Origin of the sequence: Alkalicaulis satelles (genome assembly GCF_008630495.1) — a bacterium.
Lineage (GTDB): Bacteria > Pseudomonadota > Alphaproteobacteria > Caulobacterales > Maricaulaceae > Oceanicaulis > Oceanicaulis satelles.
Map to the genome: position 1 here is coordinate 512,282 of NZ_VWOJ01000002.1, position 20,006 is coordinate 532,287.

Genomic DNA, 20,006 nt, shown 5'->3' on the forward strand with positions numbered 1-20,006 from the left:
GCGCTGTTTTCAGCCGGGCGCTTGCGCGCTATAAGCGCCTTCAACAAATCCTTTCATCGCTGGATCGCTAATAGCGCCGCTGATGAAGGGTCGGTCGACGGAAAGCCCGGCGGTCCGCGCCGGGTTTTTTGTATTCAAGCGAGGTTTGACGACATGGCTGACATTCTCATGCCCAAAGCGACGGCGGTCTGGCTGGTGGACAATACCGGCCTGACTTTCGAGCAGATCGCCGATTTCACCGGCCTGCATCATCTCGAGGTCAAGGGCATCGCCGACGGGGATGTGGCTGCGGGCGTGCGCGGCTCCGATCCGGTGGCCGCCGGCCAGCTGGCGCGCGAGGAGCTGGACAAGGCCGAGGCCGATCCGGCCTACCGCATGCAGGCCAGCAAGCCCAAATACGCCGAGTATCAGGAAACCACTCGCAAGGGCCCGCGCTACACCCCGCTGTCGCGCCGCCAGAACCGGCCCGACGCCATCGCCTGGCTGGTGCGCAATCACCCCGAGCTGACCGACGGCCAGATCTCCAAGCTGATCGGCACCACCAAATCCACCATTGAGTCGGTGCGCAATCGCGAGCACTGGAACTCGGCCAATATCAAGCCCACCGACCCGGTCTCGCTGGGCCTGTGCACCCAGATCGATCTGGACGCCCAGGTGACCAAGGCCTCGGCCCGCCGCGCCCAGATGGAAAAGGACGGCACGGTGAAGGTGGAAGAGGACGTGCTCAAGCCTGCCGAAGAGCACGAAGCGCCCGTGAGTTCATCGCCGACCACGCTGGACGAGCTGTTTGGCAAGCCCAAGCGCGGCTCGCGCTATGAGGACGACGACGCCGACGACTGAACCGTCCGCCGCTCGGCGGCGAGATAGTCATGGCTGCGCATCTCCATCAGGCGTGAGGCCGTGCGCTGGAACTCGAAGGCGTAATCGCCCTCGGTATAGAGCGCGTGAGGTTCCGCCCCGGCGCTCATCACCAGCTTGGCGCGCGCCTCGTAAAGCGCATCGACCAGCGTGGCGAAGCGCTTGGCCTGATCGCGCTTGCGCGGACCCAGCAGCGGGGCGTGGTCAATCATCACGGTGTGAAACCGCTCGGCGATGGCCAGATAGTCCGCCGGCCCCAGGGCGCGCGCGCACAAGTCCTCAAAGCTGAATCGCGCCACGCCCGCCGCCGCGCGCGCAACCTCCAGCGTGCGCCCGTTGACGCTCAGCGCATCACGGCGCGGCTGTGCGCCCAGGGTCAGGCGCTCGAAGGCCGCGTCCATGGCCGCATCGGCTTCAGGACCCAGCGGTGTGTAATAGACCGGCGCGGCCTCCAGCCGCTCCAGCCGGTAATCGCGCCCGCTATCGAGCCGGATCACGTCCAGCTTCGCCTTGATGGCGGCGATGAAGGGCAGGAAGAGCTGGCGGTTGATGCCGCCCTTGTAGAGCTCGTCCGGCGCCCGGTTGGAGGTGGCCACCAGCACCACGCCCGCCGCAAACAGATGGTCGATCAGCCGGCCCAGCACCATGGCGTCGCCCACATCGGTGACCTGCAGCTCGTCAAAGCACAAGAGCCGGGTCTCGCGCGCGATGGCCTTGGCCACGCGCGGCAGCGGGTCGGACTGCTTGCGTGCACGCTCGGCGGTGATGCGCGCCTGCAGCTCCTGCAGGAAGTGATGGAAATGCACCCGGCGCCTGGCCGCGATCGGGGCGGTCTCGAAGAACAGATCCATCATCAGGGACTTGCCCGTGCCCACCCCGCCCCACAGATACACCCCGCGCGGCGCAGGCCGGGGGACAAGACGCGCGCCGCCGCCTTTCCAGCGCGCGATATCGCGGGCGAGCGCGCTCAAGCGCTCAGCTGCAGCACGCTGGGCCGGATCGGGCTGCAGGCGCCCGGCGGTCACCGCCGCGTCCAGCGCATCAGTCACGCTCATGCGCCCAGCCAGACAAATATGGCGCCGGCCATCAGGGCCGCGGCCAGCGCGGCGGCGAGGATCAGAAGGGCGGGGCGTTCAATGCGGCGCATGCCCCCCGCTTACCCTGCCCCGCCCGGCTTGGCAAAGCAGCGTCCCGGTTGCACAGTGTGCGCGGGAGAGGGGTGAATGTTCCAGCGCGGCCTGAATGAGACTGAAATTGCGCTGCTGGAGGCGGCGGGATTTCCGCCCGAAGCCGTGCAAATGATTGTGCGTGAAGCCGAAGGCCTGCGCTGGCTGTTTCTGAAGCGGTCGGGAGCCGCGGCAATATGGTGGATTGTCAGCATTATCGGGGCGGTCACTGTCGGCTCGCTATGGCAAGCCACAGGTCTATGGGGCAGCCTCGCCATACCGGTGCTGGCCATAGGGCTGCAAGCAGTCTCGGTTATGGCCGACCACGAGATCAACTTACCCAAATCCTCCGATCCGCCACGCTGGGCGGCGCGCATGCTCGCCGCCCACGTACTCAGGGCCGCCGGGCTGACCAAGCCCGAAACCAGCGATCCGTTCTTCGCCCTGCAAGCCCACGCCGAAGCGGTGCGGGGCGCCAGCGGCTGGGCGAGTTTCAGCCTCATCGCCCGGCGTCTGGCGCAGGAGGCCCGCAAGGACGGCTCACGCGATTCAGGCCCCTACAGCATCGCGGGCGCGCTGCGCTTCGGCCTGATCATCCTGGCCATTAGCGCGATCATCGTCCTGCTGGCGCTGGGCGCGCGGCCGTTCTGAAGAAGGATGCAATTGAGATGGCGAGCCCGGGCGCAACCCATGAAGGGCCCATGCAGCGCGCTGCTGCAGAGTTCGGTCCCGCCCTCATCGCAGCCGTTACGCGCGGGCTCCTGTCAGGCGGCCCGGCTGAACGATGGACGCTTGAGGGGTGAATGTTCCAGCGTGGTCTGAATGACGGGGAGATCGCCCAGCTTGTAGCGGCGGGCTTCTCGTCTGCGCTCGCCACGGCCGTGGCGCGCGAGGCGCTGACCATGCGCTGGCTGTCCCTCCGGCGCGGCGTGTCCGGGGTATGGGCTGCAGTGACCGCAGCCCTGATCGGCTTAGCCCTCTTCCTCATATCCATGCAGAGCGCGGCGCTTGGGGTGCTGATCGCCGTGGCGGGCTCTATCCTGTCCTTTGTGCAGTATGCGCCGCATCTGGAAGCCTGGCGCCTGAAACACAGCAATCCGGTCCGTTTCGCCGGGCGCACTTTGGCGATCATGGCGGTCATCGCGCAGCGAAATCCGAACCCTGAGACCAACCCTCAACTGCGACAGCTGCAGACCTTGGCCGAGGGTCTGGACCCGCTGATGCATCCCCATTCCCAGCTGCGCGGGCTTGCCAGGGCGATGGAGACTGAGTCCGCCAGCGAGGCCGATGCCGGCAAGAGCGTCTCTCAGGCTTCAGGCCTCTACAGCGTCGCGGGCGCGCTGCGCTTAGGCCTTATCATTCTGGCCATCAGCGCGATCATCGTTCTGCTGGCGCTGGGCGCGCGGCCGTTCTGAGAGCGCGCCTTGCCGGGCGGGGCGGATTGCAGTGAAGTGCGCGCCCGGTTCCACCGCAGGAGTGCGCCCATGTCCGCCCGTCCCGATCTGACCCTGTTTCACGCCCCCATGACCCGCTCCATCCGCCCGCGCTGGGCGCTGGAGGAGATGGGCCTGGACTATACGCTCGAACGCGTGGCCTTCGACCGGGGCAATGTGGGCGGGGACGCCTACCGGGCGGTCAATCCGATGCAGAAAGTGCCTGCGCTCAAGGACGGCGATCAGGTGATCCTGGAATCGACCGCCATCCTTGAATACCTGGTCACCAAGCATGGCCCCACCGATCTGGCCGTGACGCCGGACGAGGCCGACTATGGCCGCTATCTCGAATGGCTGCATTTTGCTGAAGGCACCATGTCCATGTCGGTGAATTTGACGCTGGCCCATACCTTCCTTCTGCCCGAAGAGCAGCGCAATCCGGGCCTCGCCCAGTGGGCCATCGCCAATGTGAACCGCCAGCTGGTCCAGATATCCGAGCGGGGCCTGGGCGACGGGCGCCAATGGCTGGCCGCCGGACGCTTCACGGCGGCGGACATCTCGGTGGGCTATATGCTTTATCTTCTGAAGATCGTGAAACAGTTCGACGGCGCGCCGGAGCCGGTGAAAGCCTATTTCGGCCGCATCAAGACCCGCCCGGCCTGGATCAGGGCCAGCGCGGACTAAAAAGCGAGCTGATGATGAGCCAGGGCGCGGAGACCATCGAGGCCGGGCTGGCGCGCCTGGCGCGCCTGCACCCCAAATCCATCGATCTGTCGCTGGAGCGCATCAACCGGCTGCTGGCCGCGCTGGACGATCCGCATCTGCGCCTGCCGCCCGTGATCCATATCGCGGGCACCAATGGCAAGGGCTCCACCGCGGCCTTCCTCAAGGCCATTGGCGAGGCGGCCGGCGAGCGCGTACATGTCTACACCTCGCCCCATCTGGTGCGCTTCAACGAGCGCATCGTGCTGGCCGGCCAGGTCGTGGACGATGACCGGCTGCGCGACGCCTTTGCGCGCTGTGAGGCGGCCAATGGCGCAGCGGAGATCACCTTTTTCGAGATCACCACCGCCGCCGCCTTCCTGTTGTTCGCCGAAACGCCTGCCGACCGGGTGATCCTGGAGACAGGCCTTGGCGGGCGGGTGGACGCCACCAATGTGATCGCCGCCCCCCAATGCACGGTGATCACGCCTGTGGGTCTCGATCATCAGGGCTTTCTGGGCGAGACCATAAGCGAAATCGCAGGCGAGAAGGCCGGGATCATCAAGCCGGGCGTTCCGGTGATCTGCGCGCCCCAGACGCCCGAGGCCATGCGGGCGATCGAGCTGGCCGCCGCGAAGGCGCGCGCGCCGCTGACCGTGTGGGAGCGTGATTTCACCGTCCGGCCCGAGCATGGCGGACTGGTCTATGAGGCCGAGAACCTGCTCTGGGATCTGCCCGCGCCAGGACTCCTGGGGCCGCACCAGATCGTCAATGCGGGTGTCGCCGCCGCCGCAGCGCGCGCATGCGGCTATGAGCAGGACGCTGTGCGGGCGGGAATCGCGAATGCGCGCTGGCCGGCCCGGCTGCAGCGCCTGACATCCGGCCCGCTGGCCGATATCGCGCAAGCCGGTCAGGCCGAGCTGTGGCTGGATGGCGGGCATAACCCCGCCGCCGCCGAAGCGCTGGCGTCGGCGCTGGGCGAGATGGAGGCGGCGCGCGAGCGCCCGCTGGTGCTGATCTGCGCCATGTCGAGGAACAAGGACGCAAAAGCGTTCTTGCGCTGGTTTTCCACCCTGGCCGCCCGGGTGATCGCGGTGACATTCTCCGGCGGACGCGAAGGCGCGCTCACAGCCCAGGAACTGGCTGAGGCCGCGCGCGCCGCGGGCCTTCCCGCCCAGACCTGCGCGGGGCTGATCGAGGCGGTGCATGACGCGCTGGAAGACTATGTTTCCCCGCGCATCGTCATCTGCGGCTCGCTCTATCTGGCCGGCGAGGTGCTGGCGCTGGAGGGCGGGGACCGCGTGCAGGCCACGCCGGGTTAGGGCCGCAAAAAAGAAAGGGCCGGTCCCGCAGATCGCGGTGACCGGCCCAGTTTAGCATACCTGTTCGGGGAGGAGACGGTATGCACAAAGGGGAAAGACGGAAAACCCGCCGTTCGGGGATGTATATGCGCGCCCGCCCAGTGGGTTTCAAGGCCGCCAGAGGATAGCAGCCATGCAAAATTGCCGCACCGCAACATTGCCGTCACAAGCCTGCCGCAAAGGCGTCATGATCTGGCTGCGCGCTGGCGCGCGGGGCTTCGCACCCGGCCCGGTTATGGGCTATGGCTGTATCTGACAGCTTGATGATGTGAAGGAATGCCCCCTCGTGCTGGACCATTTCAAACGCTTTGCGGCCTATAACGCCTGGGCCAATGCCCGGCTTTACGACGCGGCCACGGCGCTCAAGGACACCGAGCGCAAGAAGGATGTGAGGGCGTATTTCCGCAGCCTGCACGGCACGCTGGGTCATATCCTGACCGCTGACCGCATCTGGCTGCATCGCCTGACCGGCGAGGGGCCGCTGCCCGCGCGCCTGGACGAGGAGCCCTATGCCCAGTTCCCAGAGCTGCGCGCGGCGCGTGAGGCCGAGGACCAGCGCCTGATCGCCTATGTGGGCTCCCTGGACGCAGCGGCGCTGGAGCGGGTGCTGGAGTACGGCAATACGCGCGGCGAGGCCAAGTCACTGGCGGTGAAGGTGATCCTGGCTCATGTCTTCAATCACCAGACCCATCACCGCGGCCAGGCCACCCATATCCTGCGCCAGCTGGGGGTGGCCGAACCGCCGGCTCTGGATCTGCTCTATTTCGCCTTGCCGTCCGCCTGACGCGCGGCGGCGATCCAGCGCTCCAGCCGGCGCTGATTGACCTTGAAATCATAATATCCCACTTGCGCGCGCGAATAGGCCGCCAGCGCCGACCCGCCCTCGTGCGCGAAGGCCTGCAGGGTGATCAGGTCGGCAAAGCGGAACACTTTCGAGCGCTGGACATATTCGGCCTGGCCGCCGTCCTGACGCCGGCGCTGCGTGCGCGGCTCTCCCAGCGCGATCGAGTCCAGCGCCGCCATCAGCGCCTGCGGGGCCATGGCGAACACCGGGCTTACCGCATCCGGCTCGGCCCTGGCCTGGAAACCCGGCGGCAGCACCAGAAAGCGGCGCGGGTGGGCGTCCGGGACCAGGCTGGCGAAATCGAGCGGGGCGGGATCATGCGTCATGGCAGGGCTCCAGGCGCACATGGCGCTTGATGGGGTTTCTGTCACAGACTTAACTGGAAATGGCGCGCGGACCACCCTAAACAGCGCGCTTCGACGCACCGGCCGGGGACTATTACTGCATGACCGAATACGCCCTTGAGGTTGACGGCCTGACCAAGAGCTTTGGCGGCCGCACGGTAGTGCGCGACGTGTCGTTCCGGGCGCGCCGCGGGGAGATCACCGGATTTCTGGGCCCCAATGGCGCGGGCAAGACCACCACGCTGCGCATGTCGCTGGGCGTGATCACGCCTGATACCGGGACCGCGCGCCTGTTCGGCCAGGCGCCCGATGCCGCCGGCATGGACCGGGTCGGCTTCCTGCCTGAAGAGCGCGGCGTCTACCGCAAGATGACCGCTGAAGCCGTGATCGTCTTCTTCGCCCGGCTCAAGGGCGTGCCCGCAGGCGAGGCGCGCAAGCGCGCGCGCACCTATCTGGAGCGCTTCGGCCTGGCCGATGCGGGACGCAAGAAGATCAAGGAATTGTCCAAGGGCATGGCCCAGAAGGTCCAGATCATCGCGGCCATCGTGCATGAGCCGGACTTCATCATTCTCGACGAGCCGTTTTCCGGCCTTGATCCGGTCAATCAGGCCCTGCTGGAACAGGTGATCCGCGACCAGGCCGAGGCCGGGCGCACGGTGCTGTTCTCCACTCATGTGATGGAGCACGCCGAGCGCCTGTGCGACCGCATCATCCTGATGGCGCGCGGCCAGAAAGTGTTTGACGGCCGGGTCGAAGAGGCGCTGGCCCGCGTGCCGCGCCAGATCATCCTGGGCGCGCCTGCCGACTATGATCTGGAAACCGTGCTGTCCGGCCTGGGCGCGCTGGAGCGCATGGGCGAGGAGGACGGCTCGGTGATCTGGCGGCTCGCCCTGGCGCCCGGCGCGGACGCGCAAGGCGTCCTGCGCGCCCTGGTGGACGCGGGCGTGCGCCTGACCCGGTTCGAGCCGCGCCGGGCCCATCTGCATGACGCCTTCGTGGCGCTGGTGGGCGAGGACGCCGCCCGTCCTGAACCGGTGGAGGCCTGAGCCATGCGCGCGCTGTTTCTGATCGCCCGGCGGGAATATCTCTCCTATGTGGCCACCTGGGGCTTCTGGCTGTCGCTGCTGGCCGTGCCGGTCTTCGCTGCTATCGGCGCAGGCGTGCCCGCCCTGATCGAGGGCTCCCAGCCGGTGCGCTATTTCGCCGTCATCGACGAGACCGGGCGCGGCCTGGATCAGGTGATCCGCGACGCCCAGAACGCCGGACGGCGCGAAGCGGTGCGCGACAATCTGGAAATGATGGCCCGAACCACGGGCGGCGACGCGGCGGCGCAGGCCGCCCTGGAGGCGTTCGATTCCGACCCTGACGGGCTCTCTGGCCTGGATGAGGCGCTGGACGCGGCGGGCCTCACCGGCGCCGAAGCCGCACTGGCGGCGGGCGCGCGCAGCGTGATGGTGAGCGCTCCGGGCGCCACGCTGGAGGATCTGCGCCCCTATCTCACCGGCGAAGCCACAGTGGATACGCCCGAGGGAGAACGCGCCCTGTTCGCCGTCTTCGTGCTGCGTCCCCACGAGACCCGCTCGGTGGCCATCGACTATCTCTCGGCCAATCTGACCAGCACGGGCCTGCGCAGCGAGATCACCGGCCATGTGCGCGAGTATTTGCGCCGCGACGCGCTGGTCAATCTCGGCCTCAGCGCCGACGAGGCCCGCGGCCTGCTGACCTTGAGTCCGGAAGTGACCACGCTGGACGCGCGCCCCGGCGCGGCGGCGGATGCGGAAGTGACCGAAGCCGACCGCGCGCCCTTCGTCATCGCGGTGATCATGGCCTTCGTATTGTGGATGGCGGTGTTCTCGGTCGCCAACATGCTCCTGACCAGCCTCATCGAGGAGAAGGGCGGCAAGATCATCGAGGTGCTTTTGTCCACCGCCCGCTTCCAGGACATTCTGATCGGCAAACTGGCCGGTGTGGCGGCGGTGTCCATGACCCTGTTTGCGGTCTGGGGCCTTGTGGGCGCAGGGCTGGCGGTGTTCGCCGGGACCATGCTGGCGGGCGTGGATCCGCGCCTGATGGAGATATTGCTGGCCATCGCCGATCCCGGCCTGTTGCTGGCCGCCTTCGTCTTCTTCATCGCCGGCTATCTGATGTTCGGCGCGATCTTCCTGGCGCTGGGCTCGCTGTGCGACACGCTGCAGGACGCCCAGACACTGATGGGGCCGGTGATCTGGACCCTGATTCTGCCGCTCCTTTTCCTGTTCTTCTCGCTGGAGGCGTCCGATTCCCTGGTGGTGCGCGCCGCCAGCTGGGTGCCGCTATGGACGCCTTTCCTGATGATGGCGCGCCTGCCGTCGGAACCGCCCCTGTGGGAGCTCCTTGGTTCCGGCGCGCTGATGGTGGCGACCACCGCCCTGGTGCTGTGGGGTGCGGCCAGCGTGTTCCGCCAGGGCGCGCTGCGCCAGGCTGACGCCGACAGCTTCAAGCGCTGGTTCCGGTTCGGGCGCAAGAAGAGCTGATGCCCGCTCGCCTCCGAAACAGCTAGCCCCGCTTGCGCAGACGGCGCAGCCGCCGCCAGAAGCGCTTGCGCTCGGGGCGGGGCTGGGGCTTGAGATTGCGCACGAATTCTTCTGCGCAATTGCGCCAGGAGAAGCCTTCGGCGTATTCGCGGCAGCGCGCCCGGTCCATGGTCAGCGCTTCCAGGCAGGCCGTGCGCAGATCATCATTGACTGCGCCCGCACCGGAACCGGGGATGATGTCCTTCGGCCCCGGGGCCACATAGGCCGCCACCGGCGTGCCGCAGGCCATGGCCTCAAGGATCACCAGGCCGAACGTGTCGGTGAAGCTGGGAAACACCATCACATCGGCGTCGGCGAAATAGCGCGCCAGCTCCACGCCCGATTTGCCGCCGGGGAACACCACATCGGGATATTTGCGCTTGAGCTCTTCCAGCTGGGGGCCGGGCCCGACCACCACCTTGGTTCCGGGCAGATCGGTCTTGAGGAAAGACTCGATATTCTTCTCCACCGCCACCCGGCCGATATAGGCGAAGACCGGCCCCTCAAGGCCGGCATAGACGCTTTCGCCGTCCATATGGCGCTTGCCGGGGTGGAACAGCTCGGTGTCCACGCCACGCGTCCAGGCGGTGATATTGTTGAAGCCGCGCTTGGCCAGCTCGTCACGCATGGTGGGCGTGGCCACCATCATCCGGTTGCCGGCATTGTGGAAACGGCGCATGAAGGCATAACCCGCCGAGAGCGGGATGAAGGGGAAGCGCGCGTTCACATACTCGGGAAACTGGGTGTGGTAGCTGGTGGAGAAGGGCAGCTTCCAGTCCATGCAGATGCGCCGCGCCACATGGCCCAGCGTGCCTTCGGTGGCGATATGGATGGCTTCAGGCTCGAACGCCTTGAAGCGCGCCTCGAGATCGGAGCGCGCGCCCAGCGCCAGCTTGATGTCGGGATAGGTGGGCAGCGGGATGGTCCGGAAACCCAGGCCGGGATGGATCACCTCCACCTCATGGCCCATGGCCCGGCACTCATCGACCGTGCGCGACAGGGTGCGCACCACGCCATTGACCTGGGGTTCCCAGGCATCGGTGACTACGAGGATGCGCAGCGGTGAATCGTCCATCAGGCAGGCTCCGGCCCTGTTTTCACAAGCAAGGCCGGTGTCTAGCGCGTTTTCCCGCCAAGGCGAAGCGATCCCGGCGCCGCAGGGGCGGGGCCAGAGCGTGATTCACTTGCGTGGCGGCGGTGCGCGTGCGCAATGTCGCCTATAAAAACGCTCGTTGGGAGGTTCACGTCATGGCTGCACCCGCCGCTGCTTACCCGCGCCCCGCCGCAATCGACTGGGACTTGCTGGACGTCCTGAAATTTACAGATGAGCGCGAAGCGGCCCGGAAGCTGGACGCGGCTGTGGGGCTGGATGCGCGCGCCCGGGCCGGCGTGGGCGAAGCGGCGGTGGCGCTGGTGGAGCGCGCGCGCAGCGCCAAGCGGTCAGCCGGGCTGATGGAAAGCTTCCTCCAGGAGTTCGGCCTGTCCAACAAGGAGGGCCTGGCGCTGATGTGCCTGGCCGAGGCGCTCCTGCGCGTGCCTGACGCCAAGACCGCCGACGCGCTGATCGCGGAAAAGCTGGGCTCCGGCGCCTGGGCCGAACACGCCTGGAAGTCGGACAGCTGGCTGGTCAACGCCTCCACGCTGGGCCTGATGCTCACCGGCTCGCTGGTGGATGTGGACCCGGCGGCCAAGCGCGACCCGGCGGGCTATTTCAAGCGCCTGACCGGCAAGATGGGCGAGCCGGTGATCCGCGGCGCGGTGCGTCAGGCCATGCGCATTCTGGGCGAGCAATTCGTGCTCGGGCGCACCATGGCCGGGGCCATCAAGCGCGGGCGGGCGTGGAAGAGCGCCGGCGGCATCGCGCCGCTATTCAGCTTCGACATGCTGGGCGAGGGCGCGCGCACCCATGAGGACGCCGCGCGCTATCATCAGCGCTATCTGGGCGCCATCGCCGCCGTCGCCGCCAAGCGCCAGGACGGGCCGGTGGAGCAGGTCGACGGGGTCAGCGTGAAGCTCTCCGCCCTGCACCCGCGCTATCACATGGTCAAGCTGGCCGATCTGATGGACCAGCTCTATCCCATGGTGCTGGAACAGGCTGAAGCCGCGCGCGCGGCCGATATCGGCTTCTGCCTCGACGCCGAGGAATCCGACCGGCTGGTGCTGCAGCTGAATATTCTGGAACGCCTGGCCCATGAGCCCTCCCTGGCGGGCTGGAACGGGCTGGGACTGGCCGTGCAGGCCTATCAGAAACGCGCTGCATCAGTGATCGAACGTTTGATCGATTTGGCGGAGCTGAGCGGCCGGCGCCTCATGGTGCGCCTGGTCAAGGGCGCTTACTGGGACACCGAGATCAAATACGCCCAGATCGCGGGCCATCCCGATTTTCCGGTCTGGAGCACCAAGCCGGCCACCGATCTCAATTATCTGGCCTGCGCGCGCCTGATGCTGGGCGCGCCCGGCGCCATCTACGCCCAGTTCGCCACCCATAACGCCCACACCCTGGCCGCCGTGCGCGCACTGGCCGCTGAAGCAGGCGGGCCCGATTACGAATTCCAGCGCCTGCACGGCATGGGCGAGCCGCTCTATAACGCCGCCGCCGCATCCTATGGCGATATGAACCGCGTGCGCGTCTACGCGCCGGTGGGCAGTCATGAAGATTTGCTGCCCTATCTGGTGCGCCGCCTCCTGGAGAACGGCGCCAACACCTCCTTCGTGCACAGCTTCCTGGACCCGGACGTGCCCGCCGCCGACGTGGCGCGCGGCCCGTTCGAGGCGGCCGCAAGCCTGGACCGCCATCCCTTCATCCCGGCGCCACCCGCGCTGTACGGCGCCGGCCGGGTCAATGCGGCGGGAACCGATCTCACACAGGCCGGGGTGCGCGCCGCGCTCGCAGACGCCCAGAAACACGTTGACGCCAGGGCGCCCTGGCCGTGCGGCCCGGTGATCAGCGGCGAAGCGCTGACGAAAGACGCCAAGCTCACCCTCTCCAGCCCCGCTGATCTCTCTTTCCCCATGGTGCGCCTGCGCGAAGCGAACAAGAATGATATCGCGCGCGCGCTGAAAGCGGCCCGCGCCGCCCAGCCGGGCTGGAACGCGCTGGGCGGGGCCAAACGCGCGCACGTTCTGCGCGCCATGGCCGATGCGCTGGAGGCCGACACCAACCGCCTGATCGCCCTGATGGCGCGCGAGACCGGCAAGACGCTGTCCGATGGCGTGGCCGAAGTGCGCGAGGCGGTGGATTTCCTGCGCTATTACGCCGCCGAGGCTGAAACAAAGTTCGCCGGCCCCGCGCGCCTGCCCGGCCCGGCGGGCGAGACCAATCATCTCGAGCTCTCCGGTCGCGGCGTGTTTGTGTGCATCAGCCCGTGGAACTTCCCGCTGGCGATTTTCACCGGCCAGGTCGCCGCAGCGCTGGCGGCGGGCAATACCGTGCTGGCCAAGCCCGCCGAGCAAAGCCCGCTGATCGCGTTCGAGGCGGTCAAACTCTATCTCAAGGCCGGCCTGCCCGCAGATGCGCTCCATCTCCTGCCCGGCGGGGCGGATGTGGGCATTGCGCTCACCGGGCTGGAGCATATTGAGGGTGTGGCGTTCACCGGCTCGACGCTGGTGGCGCGCCTGATCAACCGGGCGCTGGCGGCCAAGGACGGGCCGATCATTCCGCTGATCGCCGAGACCGGCGGGCTCAACGCCATGTTTGTCGACACCTCGGCCCTCAAGGAACAGGTGATTGACGACACCATCCTCTCCGCCTTCGGATCGGCGGGACAGCGCTGCTCGGCCATGCGCCTGCTGTTCGTTCCGAAGGAAACCGCTGGCGGCCTGATCGAAGGGCTGAAGGGCGCCATGAATGCGCTGACCCTGGGCGATCCGTCCGATCCGGCCACGGATATCGGTCCGGTCATTGATGCCGACGCTTGCGCCATGCTGGAAGAGCATGTCGAGGCCATCACCGCCGCTGGCGCGCGCGTTCTGCACCGCGCGCCCCTGAGCGATGATCTCAAGGCGAAGGGCCGCTATTTCGCCCCGGCGCTCATAGAGATCGACAGCCTGGACCAGCTCACCGAGGAGAAATTCGGACCCATCCTCCATGTGCTGCGCTACAAGCGCGCCGACCTGCCCAAACTCTCCCGCCAGTTGGCCGACAAGGGCTATGGGCTGACGCTGGGCGTGCACTCGCGTCTGGAGCGGTTCGTGGGAACGGTGCGTGCGGCGGTGCCGGCGGGCAATCTCTATGTCAACCGCTCCATGACCGGCGCGGTGGTGGGCGTCCAGCCCTTTGGCGGGGAAGGCCTGTCAGGCACAGGGCCGAAAGCGGGCGGGCCGAACTATCTCGTCCGCTTCGCCGCCGAGCGCGCTGTCACGGTCAATATCGCCGCCCAGGGCGGGGACCCGGAGCTGTTAAACCTGTAGGGAGCGCGCGCCACCCCTATTGCGGCAGATCAAAGCTCATCAGGAGCGTGCGCTGGGAGGCGCTGAAATTGTCGTCGGAGATGAGATGGAGCCGCTGCCGGCCATCCACCGTCACCACTGCGGCGCCTTCGATATTGTCCACCGTCATGCCCGGCGTGATCAGGCAGCCGCCACCGGCTTGACCGCGCTTTCGGGCAGATCCTCGCCAAAGACGCGCTGGTAAAACTCGGCCAGGATCGGGCGCTCCAGCTCGTCGCACTTGTTGACGAAGGTGAGCCGGAAGGCCAGGCCCGCATCGCCGAAAATCTCGGCGTTTTCCGCCCAGGTGAGCACGGTGCGCGGGCTCATCACGGTGGACAGATCGCCCGCCATGAAGGCGGTGCGGGTCATCTCGGCCACCTTGACCATGTCGGCGATGCGCTTGGCGCCCTCGGGCGTCTGGCCCGAAGCGCCGATCTTGGCGGCCACGATGGCGCGCTCGGTCTCGGCGGGCAGATAGTTCAGCGTCGCCACCAGCGACCAGCGGTCCATCTGGCCCTGATTGATCTGCTGGGTGCCGTGATAAAGACCCGTGGTGTCGCCCAGACCCACCGTATTGGTGGTGGCGAACAGGCGGAAATGGGGGTGGGGACGGATCACCCGGTTCTGGTCCAGCAAGGTCAGCGAGCCCGACGCCTCCAGCACACGCTGGATGACGAACATCACGTCCGGGCGCCCGGCGTCGTATTCGTCAAACAGGAGCGCCACCGGGCGCTGCACGGCCCAGGGCAGGATGCCTTCCTGGAACTCGGTCACCTGCTGGCCGTCGCGGACCACGATGGCGTCCTTGCCCACCATGTCGATGCGGCTGACATGGCTGTCGAGATTGACCCGGATCATCGGCCAGTTCAGGCGCGCGGCCACCTGCTCCACATGGGTCGACTTGCCGGTGCCGTGATAGCCCTGGATCATCACGCGCCGGTTGAAGGCGAACCCGGCCAGGATCGCCCGCGTGGTCGCCGGATCGAACACATAGGCCTCATCAATTGCCGGCACATGGGTGTCGCGCGCGGAGAAGGCCGGGACCTTGAAGCCGGGATCAAACCCGAACAGGGCCTTGCAGTCGGCGGTCGTGTCAGGTTGGGCGGAAATCAGGGCGTCTTCGGTCATGAGCGGTCCGGCTGGCGGGAAGTGAGGGCCGTAAAGCGGCTGTCCCGCCTTACCTAGCGCGCACACGCCCGTGGCGCCACCGTCAAGGCGCCATCAGCCATGCGCCCTCACGCCATGCCGGCGTTTTTCAGGATCTGGTAGGCGCCCACCACTTTCTGGAGCTGTTCTTCCATGGAGCGGTCGCCGCCATTGGCGTCGGGGTGATAGGCGCGCACCAGTTCGGCATAGCGCCGGCGCACCTCGGCGCGGGTTGCGCTGCGCTCCAGGCGCAGGGTTTCCAGCGCCCGCTGGTGCAACCGGCCAATGGACGGCTCGGCTTGTTTGGGCGTGGTGCGCTCGGCGCCGGGCGGGCGGTCGCCGAACAGCGAGAAGGGATCGAAAAAACCCTCATGGAAGCTTTTGGCGGCCCGCTCGGCCTTGCGCCGGGCGCTGGAGCCGGCCGAGAAGCTCCAGGTGGGGCGGTGACCGTAGTGATCGGCGGCGATATGGGCGCGCGCCTCGTCCTCGCTCATACCCTCGAAATAGTTCCACGCCTTGTTGTACTCGGCCGCATGGGCCTGACAGAAATGATAGAACTCGCCCGGCATGCCGGCGTTTTTCGGCGAGCGCGCAGTGGCCTTGGCCCGGCATCCGGGGTATTCGCACACGCGTTCGCGCGGCCCCGCCTGGTCGCGCGGCGGCTTGATGCGGATGTCGACGAACCGCGGGCGGTATTTGTAATCGCCGTCCATGCCTACAAGTATGGGGCGCTGCGGGTTTGCGGGCAATGAACGGATGATGACAATGACCACAGTGGCGCAGCAGATAGAGGCCGCCCTGAGCGCGGCCCTCTCCCCCGATCACCTGGCCGTCATTGACGACAGCCACTTGCACGCCGGTCATGCCGGGGCGCGCCCGGGCGGGGAAAGCCATTTCACCGTGGAGATCACCGCCGCCGCCTTTACAGGCCGGAGCCGGGTGGCGCGCCACCGCCTGGTCAATACCGCGCTGGCGGATCTGCTGGCCGGGCCGGTGCATGCGCTTGTGATCAAGGCGAAAGCGCCCGGGGAGTGATCAGTCCTGCCAGCGGCGGGCTTCCTCGATGACGAAGCTGGCGAAGGCGGCCACGCGCCGCGAGCCGCGCAGCTCCTCGGGATAGATCAGATAGGTCTCGAAATCCGGCCCGCTGACCTCGGGCAGAACGACCTCCAGATTCGGGTTCTCCCGCGCCACATAGGCGGGCAGGCCGGCAATGCCGATCCCGGCCTCGCACAGGCGCATCACGCCCTTGATGGTGTTGACCTCGGCTACAGGCTCGCGCGGCGCCTTGCCCGCCCGGCCCAGCGCCAGCGGCCAGCCCAGCTGCGGAATCGGCGCCAGATGGCGCGGCCCGTAGGCGATGAAGGCGTGGGCGTCGAGATCGCCCTCGCTCTGGGGCGTTCCCTTGCGGGCGAGATAGGACGGGGCGGCGTAGAGGTGCTGGCTGGCGTCCATGAGCTTGCGCTGGATCACATCCTTCTGGGTCGGCGCCCAGGGACGGATCGCCACGTCGGCTTCCAGCCGGGCGATATCCAGCTCGTGATCGGTCAGCAACAGGCGCAGACGGATATTGGGATAGGCCTCATGAAAGCGCGCCAGGCGCGGGGCCAGCCAGATGGAGCCCAGCGCGGTGGGCGCCGTGACGCGCAACAGCCCGCTGGGCTCGTCGCGCACGTCCTGCACCGCGCCTTCGGCCAGCGCCACGCGGCCCGCGATCTCGCCGGCGGCTTCAAACAGCACCCGGCCCGGCTCGGTCAGCAGAAGCCCGCGGGTATGGCGGTGGAACAGCTTCACGCCAAGCGAGTCCTCCAGCGCGGAGATCTGCCGGCTTACCGCCGACTGGGACAGGTTGAGCGTTTCCGCCGCTCCGGTGAGCGAGCGCGCCTCGGCCGCAGCGTGGAAAGTCTTGAGCTTGTCCCAGTCCATGGTGCGCGCCTTATGTCAAACCCGGATCGTCATGCCATCGGCCAGCGACTGGCGATAGGCCCGCCAGGCGGGAAACGCGCCCAGCACGGCGGCCGCCAGCGTCACGCCCGCCACCACCACCGCATCGGTAAGCCCCGGCGCCAGCCCCGCGATGAGAATGCCGTAGCGCGCTTCCAGCACCGGCGCGCCCAGCTGCAGCGCGCCATGGGTCAGGCCGGCGCCGATCAGGGCGCCGGCCAGCGCCAGCAGGGCCGCTTCCATCACCAGAAGTGCAAAGATATGACCGGGGCGCGCGCCCAGCGCGCGCAGGATCGCCATTTCGCGCCGGCGCTCATTGAGGCTGGTGAGGATGGAGATGAGGATGGAGATCAGACCGGTCAGCACCACAAAGGCCGCCACGGCCGCCAGCGTGGTTTCGGCTGCGCCGACCACCTGCCAGAGCTGGGCCAGCGCCACGCCGGGCATGATCGCCTGCAAGGGTTCACGCGGATAGGTGTTGACCGCCCGCTGCAGGCGCAAAGCGCCCACCGGACTGTCCAGTCCCACCAGAAATGCGGTGATCTGGTCAGGCCGCAGGTCCATCGCCTCCAGCTCTTCCAGCGAACGCGCCGTGCCCCGCCCCGTGGCGCCGTCGAGATGGATCGCCTCGATGGCCTCCAGAGAAACAAAGACCGAACGGTCGACCGGTGTTCCTGTCGGCGCCAGAATGCCGGTGATGGTGAAGGGGTTCAGGTCATGCTCGATGAAGCTGACCGCGCCTGCGCCATGGGCGACGATGATCTCGTCCCCTGTCTGATAACCCAGCTGGCGCGCCACTGTGGCGCCGACAACCGCATCGAACAAACGTTCGAACGGCTGCCCCTCGTTAAAGCGTAGCGGCCGGCGCCCAGCGTATTGATAGCGCTCGAAAAAGCCTTGCGTCGTGCCCACCACCCGGTAGCCGCGATGGGAATCGCCCAGGCTGATGGGCACGGTCCAGGCCACGCCCGGCGCGTTCGCCACCTCTTGATAGCTGTCCCAGGTGATGTTGTTGGTGGCGTCGCCGATATGGAACACCGAATAGAGCAGGAGATTGACCGGGCTGGAGCGCGCGCCGACGATCAGGTCCACGCCTGAAATCGTGTTTTCAAAGCTCGCCCGGGCGCCGTGGCGGGCCTTTTCCACGCTCAGGAACAGCATTACCGAGACCGCCACCGTGGCCACGGTCAGAAGCGCGGTGACGCCCCGGCTGAGGATGGAGCGCCAGGCCAGCGACAGGATCGGCGCCGCGCTCATGACGCCGCCTCGGCGAGGCCCGCGCGGTTGAGAACGGCCAGATCCTCGGCCCGGTCGAAATGGCGCGCCAGCGCGCCATCATGGCTGACAAAGATCAAAGCTGCGCCCGAGGCGGCGCATTCCTCCATCAACAAGGCGATGAAGGCGTCCCGGCTGTCGGCGTCCAGGGCGCTGGTGGGCTCGTCAGCCAGGATCAGGCCAGGCCGGCCGATGAGGGCGCGCGCGGCGGCAACGCGCTGCTGCTGGCCCACCGACAGGGCGCGGGCCGGGCGATCCCACACCGCCTGCGGGTCCAGTCCGAGCCGGGTCAGAAGCCTGCGGCCTTCAGCCTCCAGTCCGCCCGCACGCCGGGCCGGCGAAAACCGTCCGGGCAGGACGATATTGGCGCCCACGGGCAGCCAGGGCAGCAGGTTGAACATCTGGAAAATCACGCCTAAGCGCTCGGCCCGGAACCGGTCGCGGCGCGCCGCGCTCAGGGCCGAGAGGTCTTCGCCGAGCACCCGCACCGCCCCGGAGCGGGCGTCCAGAATACCTGCGATCAGGCCCAGAAGGGTGGATTTGCCCGATCCGCTCGCGCCTTTCAGGAAGACGCGCTCACCGGCGGCGGCGGTGAAGCGGGGGATGTCGATCACGTCCGGCCCCTTGCGCTCATAGGCGAAGCGCAGGGCCTCCAGATCCACGGCGGGCGCTGAACCGGGCGTTGGTGAGGCGGCGGAACGGGTCATGGTCTTTGAACTACCCCGGACCGCCTGCCCCGCCAAGGGCTTGCGCGGCGCGCCCCCGCCATGGCCTCAACGCGATTCGCCGTCGCCTTCGCTGTCGCCGCGTTCGCTTGCAGTGGGAACGTCACGGATGGTGACCTGGCCCAGACGGCCCTGACGCAAGAACTCCAGGCGGCGGTTCACGACAACCTCGACCAGGGCGCGGGCCTGGACGGGCAAAACGCGGCAATCAATCGCATTCGATGTGGAGCCGCCCGAGCTGACAACCGTGACCGGACTTGTATTGATCGCGCCCTCGCAACCCATACGCCCATTGGTCAGATCCGCGATCGCCCAGTCATAATTGATGTAGGCCGGCTCCCCTTCAAAGGGGGCGAGATCATCGGAGGCCGCCGCAGCGATTGATGACAGATGGGCGTAAAGCCCCATGGGCCAGTCCGCAAACAGATCGCGATGTTCGCCATAGAGCGGCGAGATCATGGTCTGGCGCCGGTTCGTGTCGATGCCGCGCAGGGCGTTGACGAACTCGCGCGCATTCAGACGCAGCTGATCCCAGACCCGAGCGCCGGTGAAGGCCTCGTTGCGCACGGCCGGACCGCCAATGGCGCCGGAGAAGAAGCCGTACATGACAAGCGGGTCGTCCCAGCCCGCCCCGACAATGCGCAGGCGGATATCATTGAGGCTGAGCGGCACGCCCTCGATGGTGATCAGCTTGGCGTCATGGAAGGGTTGGCCATTAATGCGCAGCGTGTCCAGCCGGCGCACCGGGTAACGCTGGGCCAGCTCGTCAATCACCACCACATTGTGCAGGTTGAGCCAGTAAGCCAGCTGCTCGTTCGGGCTCAGCCCGGACAGGGGGGTCTGGGAGGGCAGAGCCTCCAGCTCGGCCCGGTAGGCCGAAATCAGCTCGCGGTGGTCATCCTCCATGAGGTGATAAACCACGCGGTTGTTCTCATAGCGGTACCGGCTGTTGGTCTCCGGCGACAGCAAGGAGCCGGTCACCTGGGCGCGGCCCATGGCCGGGCGGCGGTTGGAATGGCCCACATCGAACACGATGCCGTTGAGAAGCTCGGTCCAGACATTGTAGTCAATCACCACCCGGCTGCGCTCATCGGCGTCAGCAAAACGCGCGAATTCGCCCGAGGGCTGGGCCAGGGCGGCGGGCGAAACAGCGAGCGCACAACCCGCCAGAACAGAAGCGGCGAAGCGCCGGACGGTGCGGATAGAGCTTGGCATGTCGCATTCC

The 20,006-nt window shown here is 67.4% G+C and carries 20 protein-coding genes; 10 read left to right on the plus strand and 10 right to left on the minus strand.

Annotation, left to right across the window (positions count from 1 at the left end):
* Nucleotides 1-153: 153 nt before the first annotated feature.
* Entirely contained in the window at nt 154-840 is a 687-nt protein-coding gene (locus tag F1654_RS08080) for a DUF1013 domain-containing protein (protein ID WP_150023016.1), read from the plus strand.
* On the opposite strand, the gene zapE is transcribed toward F1654_RS08080, so the two are convergent.
* Nucleotides 813-1,913 carry a cell division protein ZapE gene (gene zapE / locus F1654_RS08085; protein WP_150023017.1) on the minus strand — a complete coding sequence of 367 codons (1,101 nt, stop codon included), beginning with the start codon at nt 1,911-1,913 and terminating at the stop codon, nt 813-815. The genes F1654_RS08080 and zapE overlap by 28 nt on opposite strands.
* A gap of 168 nt (nt 1,914-2,081) precedes the next feature.
* Between zapE and F1654_RS08090 the strand changes: the two genes are divergently transcribed.
* From F1654_RS08090 to F1654_RS08110, 5 genes are all read left to right on the plus strand, one after another.
* Nucleotides 2,082-2,675 (plus strand): hypothetical protein, encoded by a 594-nt coding sequence (locus F1654_RS08090; protein ID WP_150023018.1) that lies wholly within the window; start codon nt 2,082-2,084, stop codon nt 2,673-2,675.
* A gap of 152 nt (nt 2,676-2,827) precedes the next feature.
* On the plus strand, nt 2,828-3,439 hold the full coding sequence (locus F1654_RS08095) for a hypothetical protein (protein WP_150023019.1): 612 nt from the start codon (nt 2,828-2,830) through the stop codon (nt 3,437-3,439).
* 69 nt (nt 3,440-3,508) lie between these two features.
* Nucleotides 3,509-4,141 (plus strand): glutathione S-transferase family protein, encoded by a 633-nt coding sequence (locus tag F1654_RS08100; RefSeq protein WP_150023020.1) that lies wholly within the window; start codon nt 3,509-3,511, stop codon nt 4,139-4,141.
* Nucleotides 4,142-4,155: 14 nt separating this feature from the next.
* Nucleotides 4,156-5,481, plus strand: a complete 1,326-nt coding sequence (locus F1654_RS08105; RefSeq protein WP_150023383.1) for a bifunctional folylpolyglutamate synthase/dihydrofolate synthase — start codon at nt 4,156-4,158, stop codon at nt 5,479-5,481.
* A gap of 325 nt (nt 5,482-5,806) precedes the next feature.
* Nucleotides 5,807-6,304: a DinB family protein gene (locus tag F1654_RS08110; protein ID WP_150023021.1), complete on the plus strand. Its 498-nt coding sequence runs from the start codon at nt 5,807-5,809 to the stop codon at nt 6,302-6,304.
* On the opposite strand, the gene F1654_RS08115 is transcribed toward F1654_RS08110, so the two are convergent.
* Nucleotides 6,280-6,690: a DUF1499 domain-containing protein gene (locus tag F1654_RS08115; RefSeq protein ID WP_199200510.1), complete on the minus strand. Its 411-nt coding sequence runs from the start codon at nt 6,688-6,690 to the stop codon at nt 6,280-6,282. The two genes, F1654_RS08110 and F1654_RS08115, sit on opposite strands and share 25 nt — an antisense overlap.
* 119 nt (nt 6,691-6,809) lie before the next feature.
* On the opposite strand from F1654_RS08115, the gene F1654_RS08120 reads away from it, so the two are divergent.
* Together F1654_RS08120 and F1654_RS08125 are read left to right on the plus strand one after the other, a co-directional pair.
* Nucleotides 6,810-7,754, plus strand: a complete 945-nt coding sequence (locus F1654_RS08120) for an ABC transporter ATP-binding protein (RefSeq protein WP_150023023.1) — start codon at nt 6,810-6,812, stop codon at nt 7,752-7,754.
* A 3-nt stretch (nt 7,755-7,757) separates the two neighbouring features.
* Nucleotides 7,758-9,221 carry an ABC transporter permease gene (locus tag F1654_RS08125; protein ID WP_150023024.1) on the plus strand — a complete coding sequence of 488 codons (1,464 nt, stop codon included), beginning with the start codon at nt 7,758-7,760 and terminating at the stop codon, nt 9,219-9,221.
* A gap of 22 nt (nt 9,222-9,243) precedes the next feature.
* On the opposite strand, the gene F1654_RS08130 is transcribed toward F1654_RS08125, so the two are convergent.
* The gene (locus F1654_RS08130; RefSeq protein ID WP_150023384.1) at nt 9,244-10,320 is read right to left on the minus strand and encodes a glycosyltransferase family 4 protein; all 1,077 of its coding nucleotides are present in this window, start codon (nt 10,318-10,320) and stop codon (nt 9,244-9,246) included.
* A gap of 188 nt (nt 10,321-10,508) precedes the next feature.
* Here F1654_RS08130 and putA point away from each other — a divergent pair, with 188 nt between their 5' ends.
* Entirely contained in the window at nt 10,509-13,670 is a 3,162-nt protein-coding gene (putA, locus tag F1654_RS08135) for a bifunctional proline dehydrogenase/L-glutamate gamma-semialdehyde dehydrogenase PutA (protein ID WP_150023025.1), read from the plus strand.
* Nucleotides 13,671-13,686: 16 nt separating this feature from the next.
* Here the strand turns inward: putA and F1654_RS14100 are convergent, their stop codons facing one another.
* The 3 genes from F1654_RS14100 to F1654_RS08145 all read right to left on the minus strand — a co-directional run bounded on the left by F1654_RS14100 (nt 13,687) and on the right by F1654_RS08145 (nt 15,550).
* Entirely contained in the window at nt 13,687-13,818 is a 132-nt protein-coding gene (locus F1654_RS14100) for a hypothetical protein (protein ID WP_269844607.1), read from the minus strand.
* Nucleotides 13,819-13,829: 11 nt separating this feature from the next.
* The gene (gene cobS, locus F1654_RS08140) at nt 13,830-14,819 is read right to left on the minus strand and encodes a cobaltochelatase subunit CobS (RefSeq protein WP_150023026.1); all 990 of its coding nucleotides are present in this window, start codon (nt 14,817-14,819) and stop codon (nt 13,830-13,832) included.
* A gap of 107 nt (nt 14,820-14,926) precedes the next feature.
* Complete coding sequence (locus F1654_RS08145) at nt 14,927-15,550, minus strand: J domain-containing protein (RefSeq protein WP_150023027.1); 624 nt, start codon at nt 15,548-15,550, stop codon at nt 14,927-14,929.
* A 52-nt stretch (nt 15,551-15,602) separates the two neighbouring features.
* Between F1654_RS08145 and F1654_RS08150 the strand changes: the two genes are divergently transcribed.
* Nucleotides 15,603-15,872, plus strand: a complete 270-nt coding sequence (locus tag F1654_RS08150; protein ID WP_150023385.1) for a BolA family protein — start codon at nt 15,603-15,605, stop codon at nt 15,870-15,872.
* Here the strand turns inward: F1654_RS08150 and F1654_RS08155 are convergent, their stop codons facing one another.
* The 4 genes from F1654_RS08155 to F1654_RS08170 all read right to left on the minus strand — a co-directional run bounded on the left by F1654_RS08155 (nt 15,873) and on the right by F1654_RS08170 (nt 19,996).
* On the minus strand, nt 15,873-16,763 hold the full coding sequence (locus tag F1654_RS08155; RefSeq protein WP_150023028.1) for a LysR family transcriptional regulator: 891 nt from the start codon (nt 16,761-16,763) through the stop codon (nt 15,873-15,875). It lies immediately after the preceding gene.
* 15 nt (nt 16,764-16,778) lie between these two features.
* The gene (locus tag F1654_RS08160; protein WP_150023029.1) at nt 16,779-18,038 is read right to left on the minus strand and encodes an ABC transporter permease; all 1,260 of its coding nucleotides are present in this window, start codon (nt 18,036-18,038) and stop codon (nt 16,779-16,781) included.
* Nucleotides 18,035-18,763, minus strand: a complete 729-nt coding sequence (locus F1654_RS08165) for an ABC transporter ATP-binding protein (RefSeq protein ID WP_150023030.1) — start codon at nt 18,761-18,763, stop codon at nt 18,035-18,037. Before F1654_RS08165 ends, F1654_RS08160 begins: the two co-directional genes overlap by 4 nt.
* A gap of 66 nt (nt 18,764-18,829) precedes the next feature.
* Entirely contained in the window at nt 18,830-19,996 is a 1,167-nt protein-coding gene (locus F1654_RS08170; protein ID WP_150023031.1) for a DUF547 domain-containing protein, read from the minus strand.
* Between the last annotated feature and the right edge of the window lie 10 nt (nt 19,997-20,006).

What these genes read in the sequence shown, in the direction of transcription:
- F1654_RS08080 (WP_150023016.1), top strand. Translation starts at nt 154, where the DNA reads ATGGCTGACATTCTCATGCCCAAAGCGACGGCGGTCTGGCTGGTGGAC.
- zapE (WP_150023017.1), bottom strand. Translation starts at nt 1,913, where the DNA reads ATGAGCGTGACTGATGCGCTGGACGCGGCGGTGACCGCCGGGCGCCTG.
- F1654_RS08090 (WP_150023018.1), top strand. Translation starts at nt 2,082, where the DNA reads ATGTTCCAGCGCGGCCTGAATGAGACTGAAATTGCGCTGCTGGAGGCG.
- F1654_RS08095 (WP_150023019.1), top strand. Translation starts at nt 2,828, where the DNA reads ATGTTCCAGCGTGGTCTGAATGACGGGGAGATCGCCCAGCTTGTAGCG.
- F1654_RS08100 (WP_150023020.1), top strand. Translation starts at nt 3,509, where the DNA reads ATGTCCGCCCGTCCCGATCTGACCCTGTTTCACGCCCCCATGACCCGC.
- F1654_RS08105 (WP_150023383.1), top strand. Translation starts at nt 4,156, where the DNA reads ATGAGCCAGGGCGCGGAGACCATCGAGGCCGGGCTGGCGCGCCTGGCG.
- F1654_RS08115 (WP_199200510.1), bottom strand. Translation starts at nt 6,690, where the DNA reads ATGACGCATGATCCCGCCCCGCTCGATTTCGCCAGCCTGGTCCCGGAC.
- F1654_RS08120 (WP_150023023.1), top strand. Translation starts at nt 6,810, where the DNA reads ATGACCGAATACGCCCTTGAGGTTGACGGCCTGACCAAGAGCTTTGGC.
- F1654_RS08125 (WP_150023024.1), top strand. Translation starts at nt 7,758, where the DNA reads ATGCGCGCGCTGTTTCTGATCGCCCGGCGGGAATATCTCTCCTATGTG.
- putA (WP_150023025.1), top strand. Translation starts at nt 10,509, where the DNA reads ATGGCTGCACCCGCCGCTGCTTACCCGCGCCCCGCCGCAATCGACTGG.
- F1654_RS14100 (WP_269844607.1), bottom strand. Translation starts at nt 13,818, where the DNA reads ATGACGGTGGACAATATCGAAGGCGCCGCAGTGGTGACGGTGGATGGC.
- cobS (WP_150023026.1), bottom strand. Translation starts at nt 14,819, where the DNA reads ATGACCGAAGACGCCCTGATTTCCGCCCAACCTGACACGACCGCCGAC.
- F1654_RS08145 (WP_150023027.1), bottom strand. Translation starts at nt 15,550, where the DNA reads ATGGACGGCGATTACAAATACCGCCCGCGGTTCGTCGACATCCGCATC.
- F1654_RS08150 (WP_150023385.1), top strand. Translation starts at nt 15,603, where the DNA reads ATGACCACAGTGGCGCAGCAGATAGAGGCCGCCCTGAGCGCGGCCCTC.
- F1654_RS08155 (WP_150023028.1), bottom strand. Translation starts at nt 16,763, where the DNA reads ATGGACTGGGACAAGCTCAAGACTTTCCACGCTGCGGCCGAGGCGCGC.
- F1654_RS08160 (WP_150023029.1), bottom strand. Translation starts at nt 18,038, where the DNA reads ATGAGCGCGGCGCCGATCCTGTCGCTGGCCTGGCGCTCCATCCTCAGC.
- F1654_RS08165 (WP_150023030.1), bottom strand. Translation starts at nt 18,763, where the DNA reads ATGACCCGTTCCGCCGCCTCACCAACGCCCGGTTCAGCGCCCGCCGTG.
- F1654_RS08170 (WP_150023031.1), bottom strand. Translation starts at nt 19,996, where the DNA reads ATGCCAAGCTCTATCCGCACCGTCCGGCGCTTCGCCGCTTCTGTTCTG.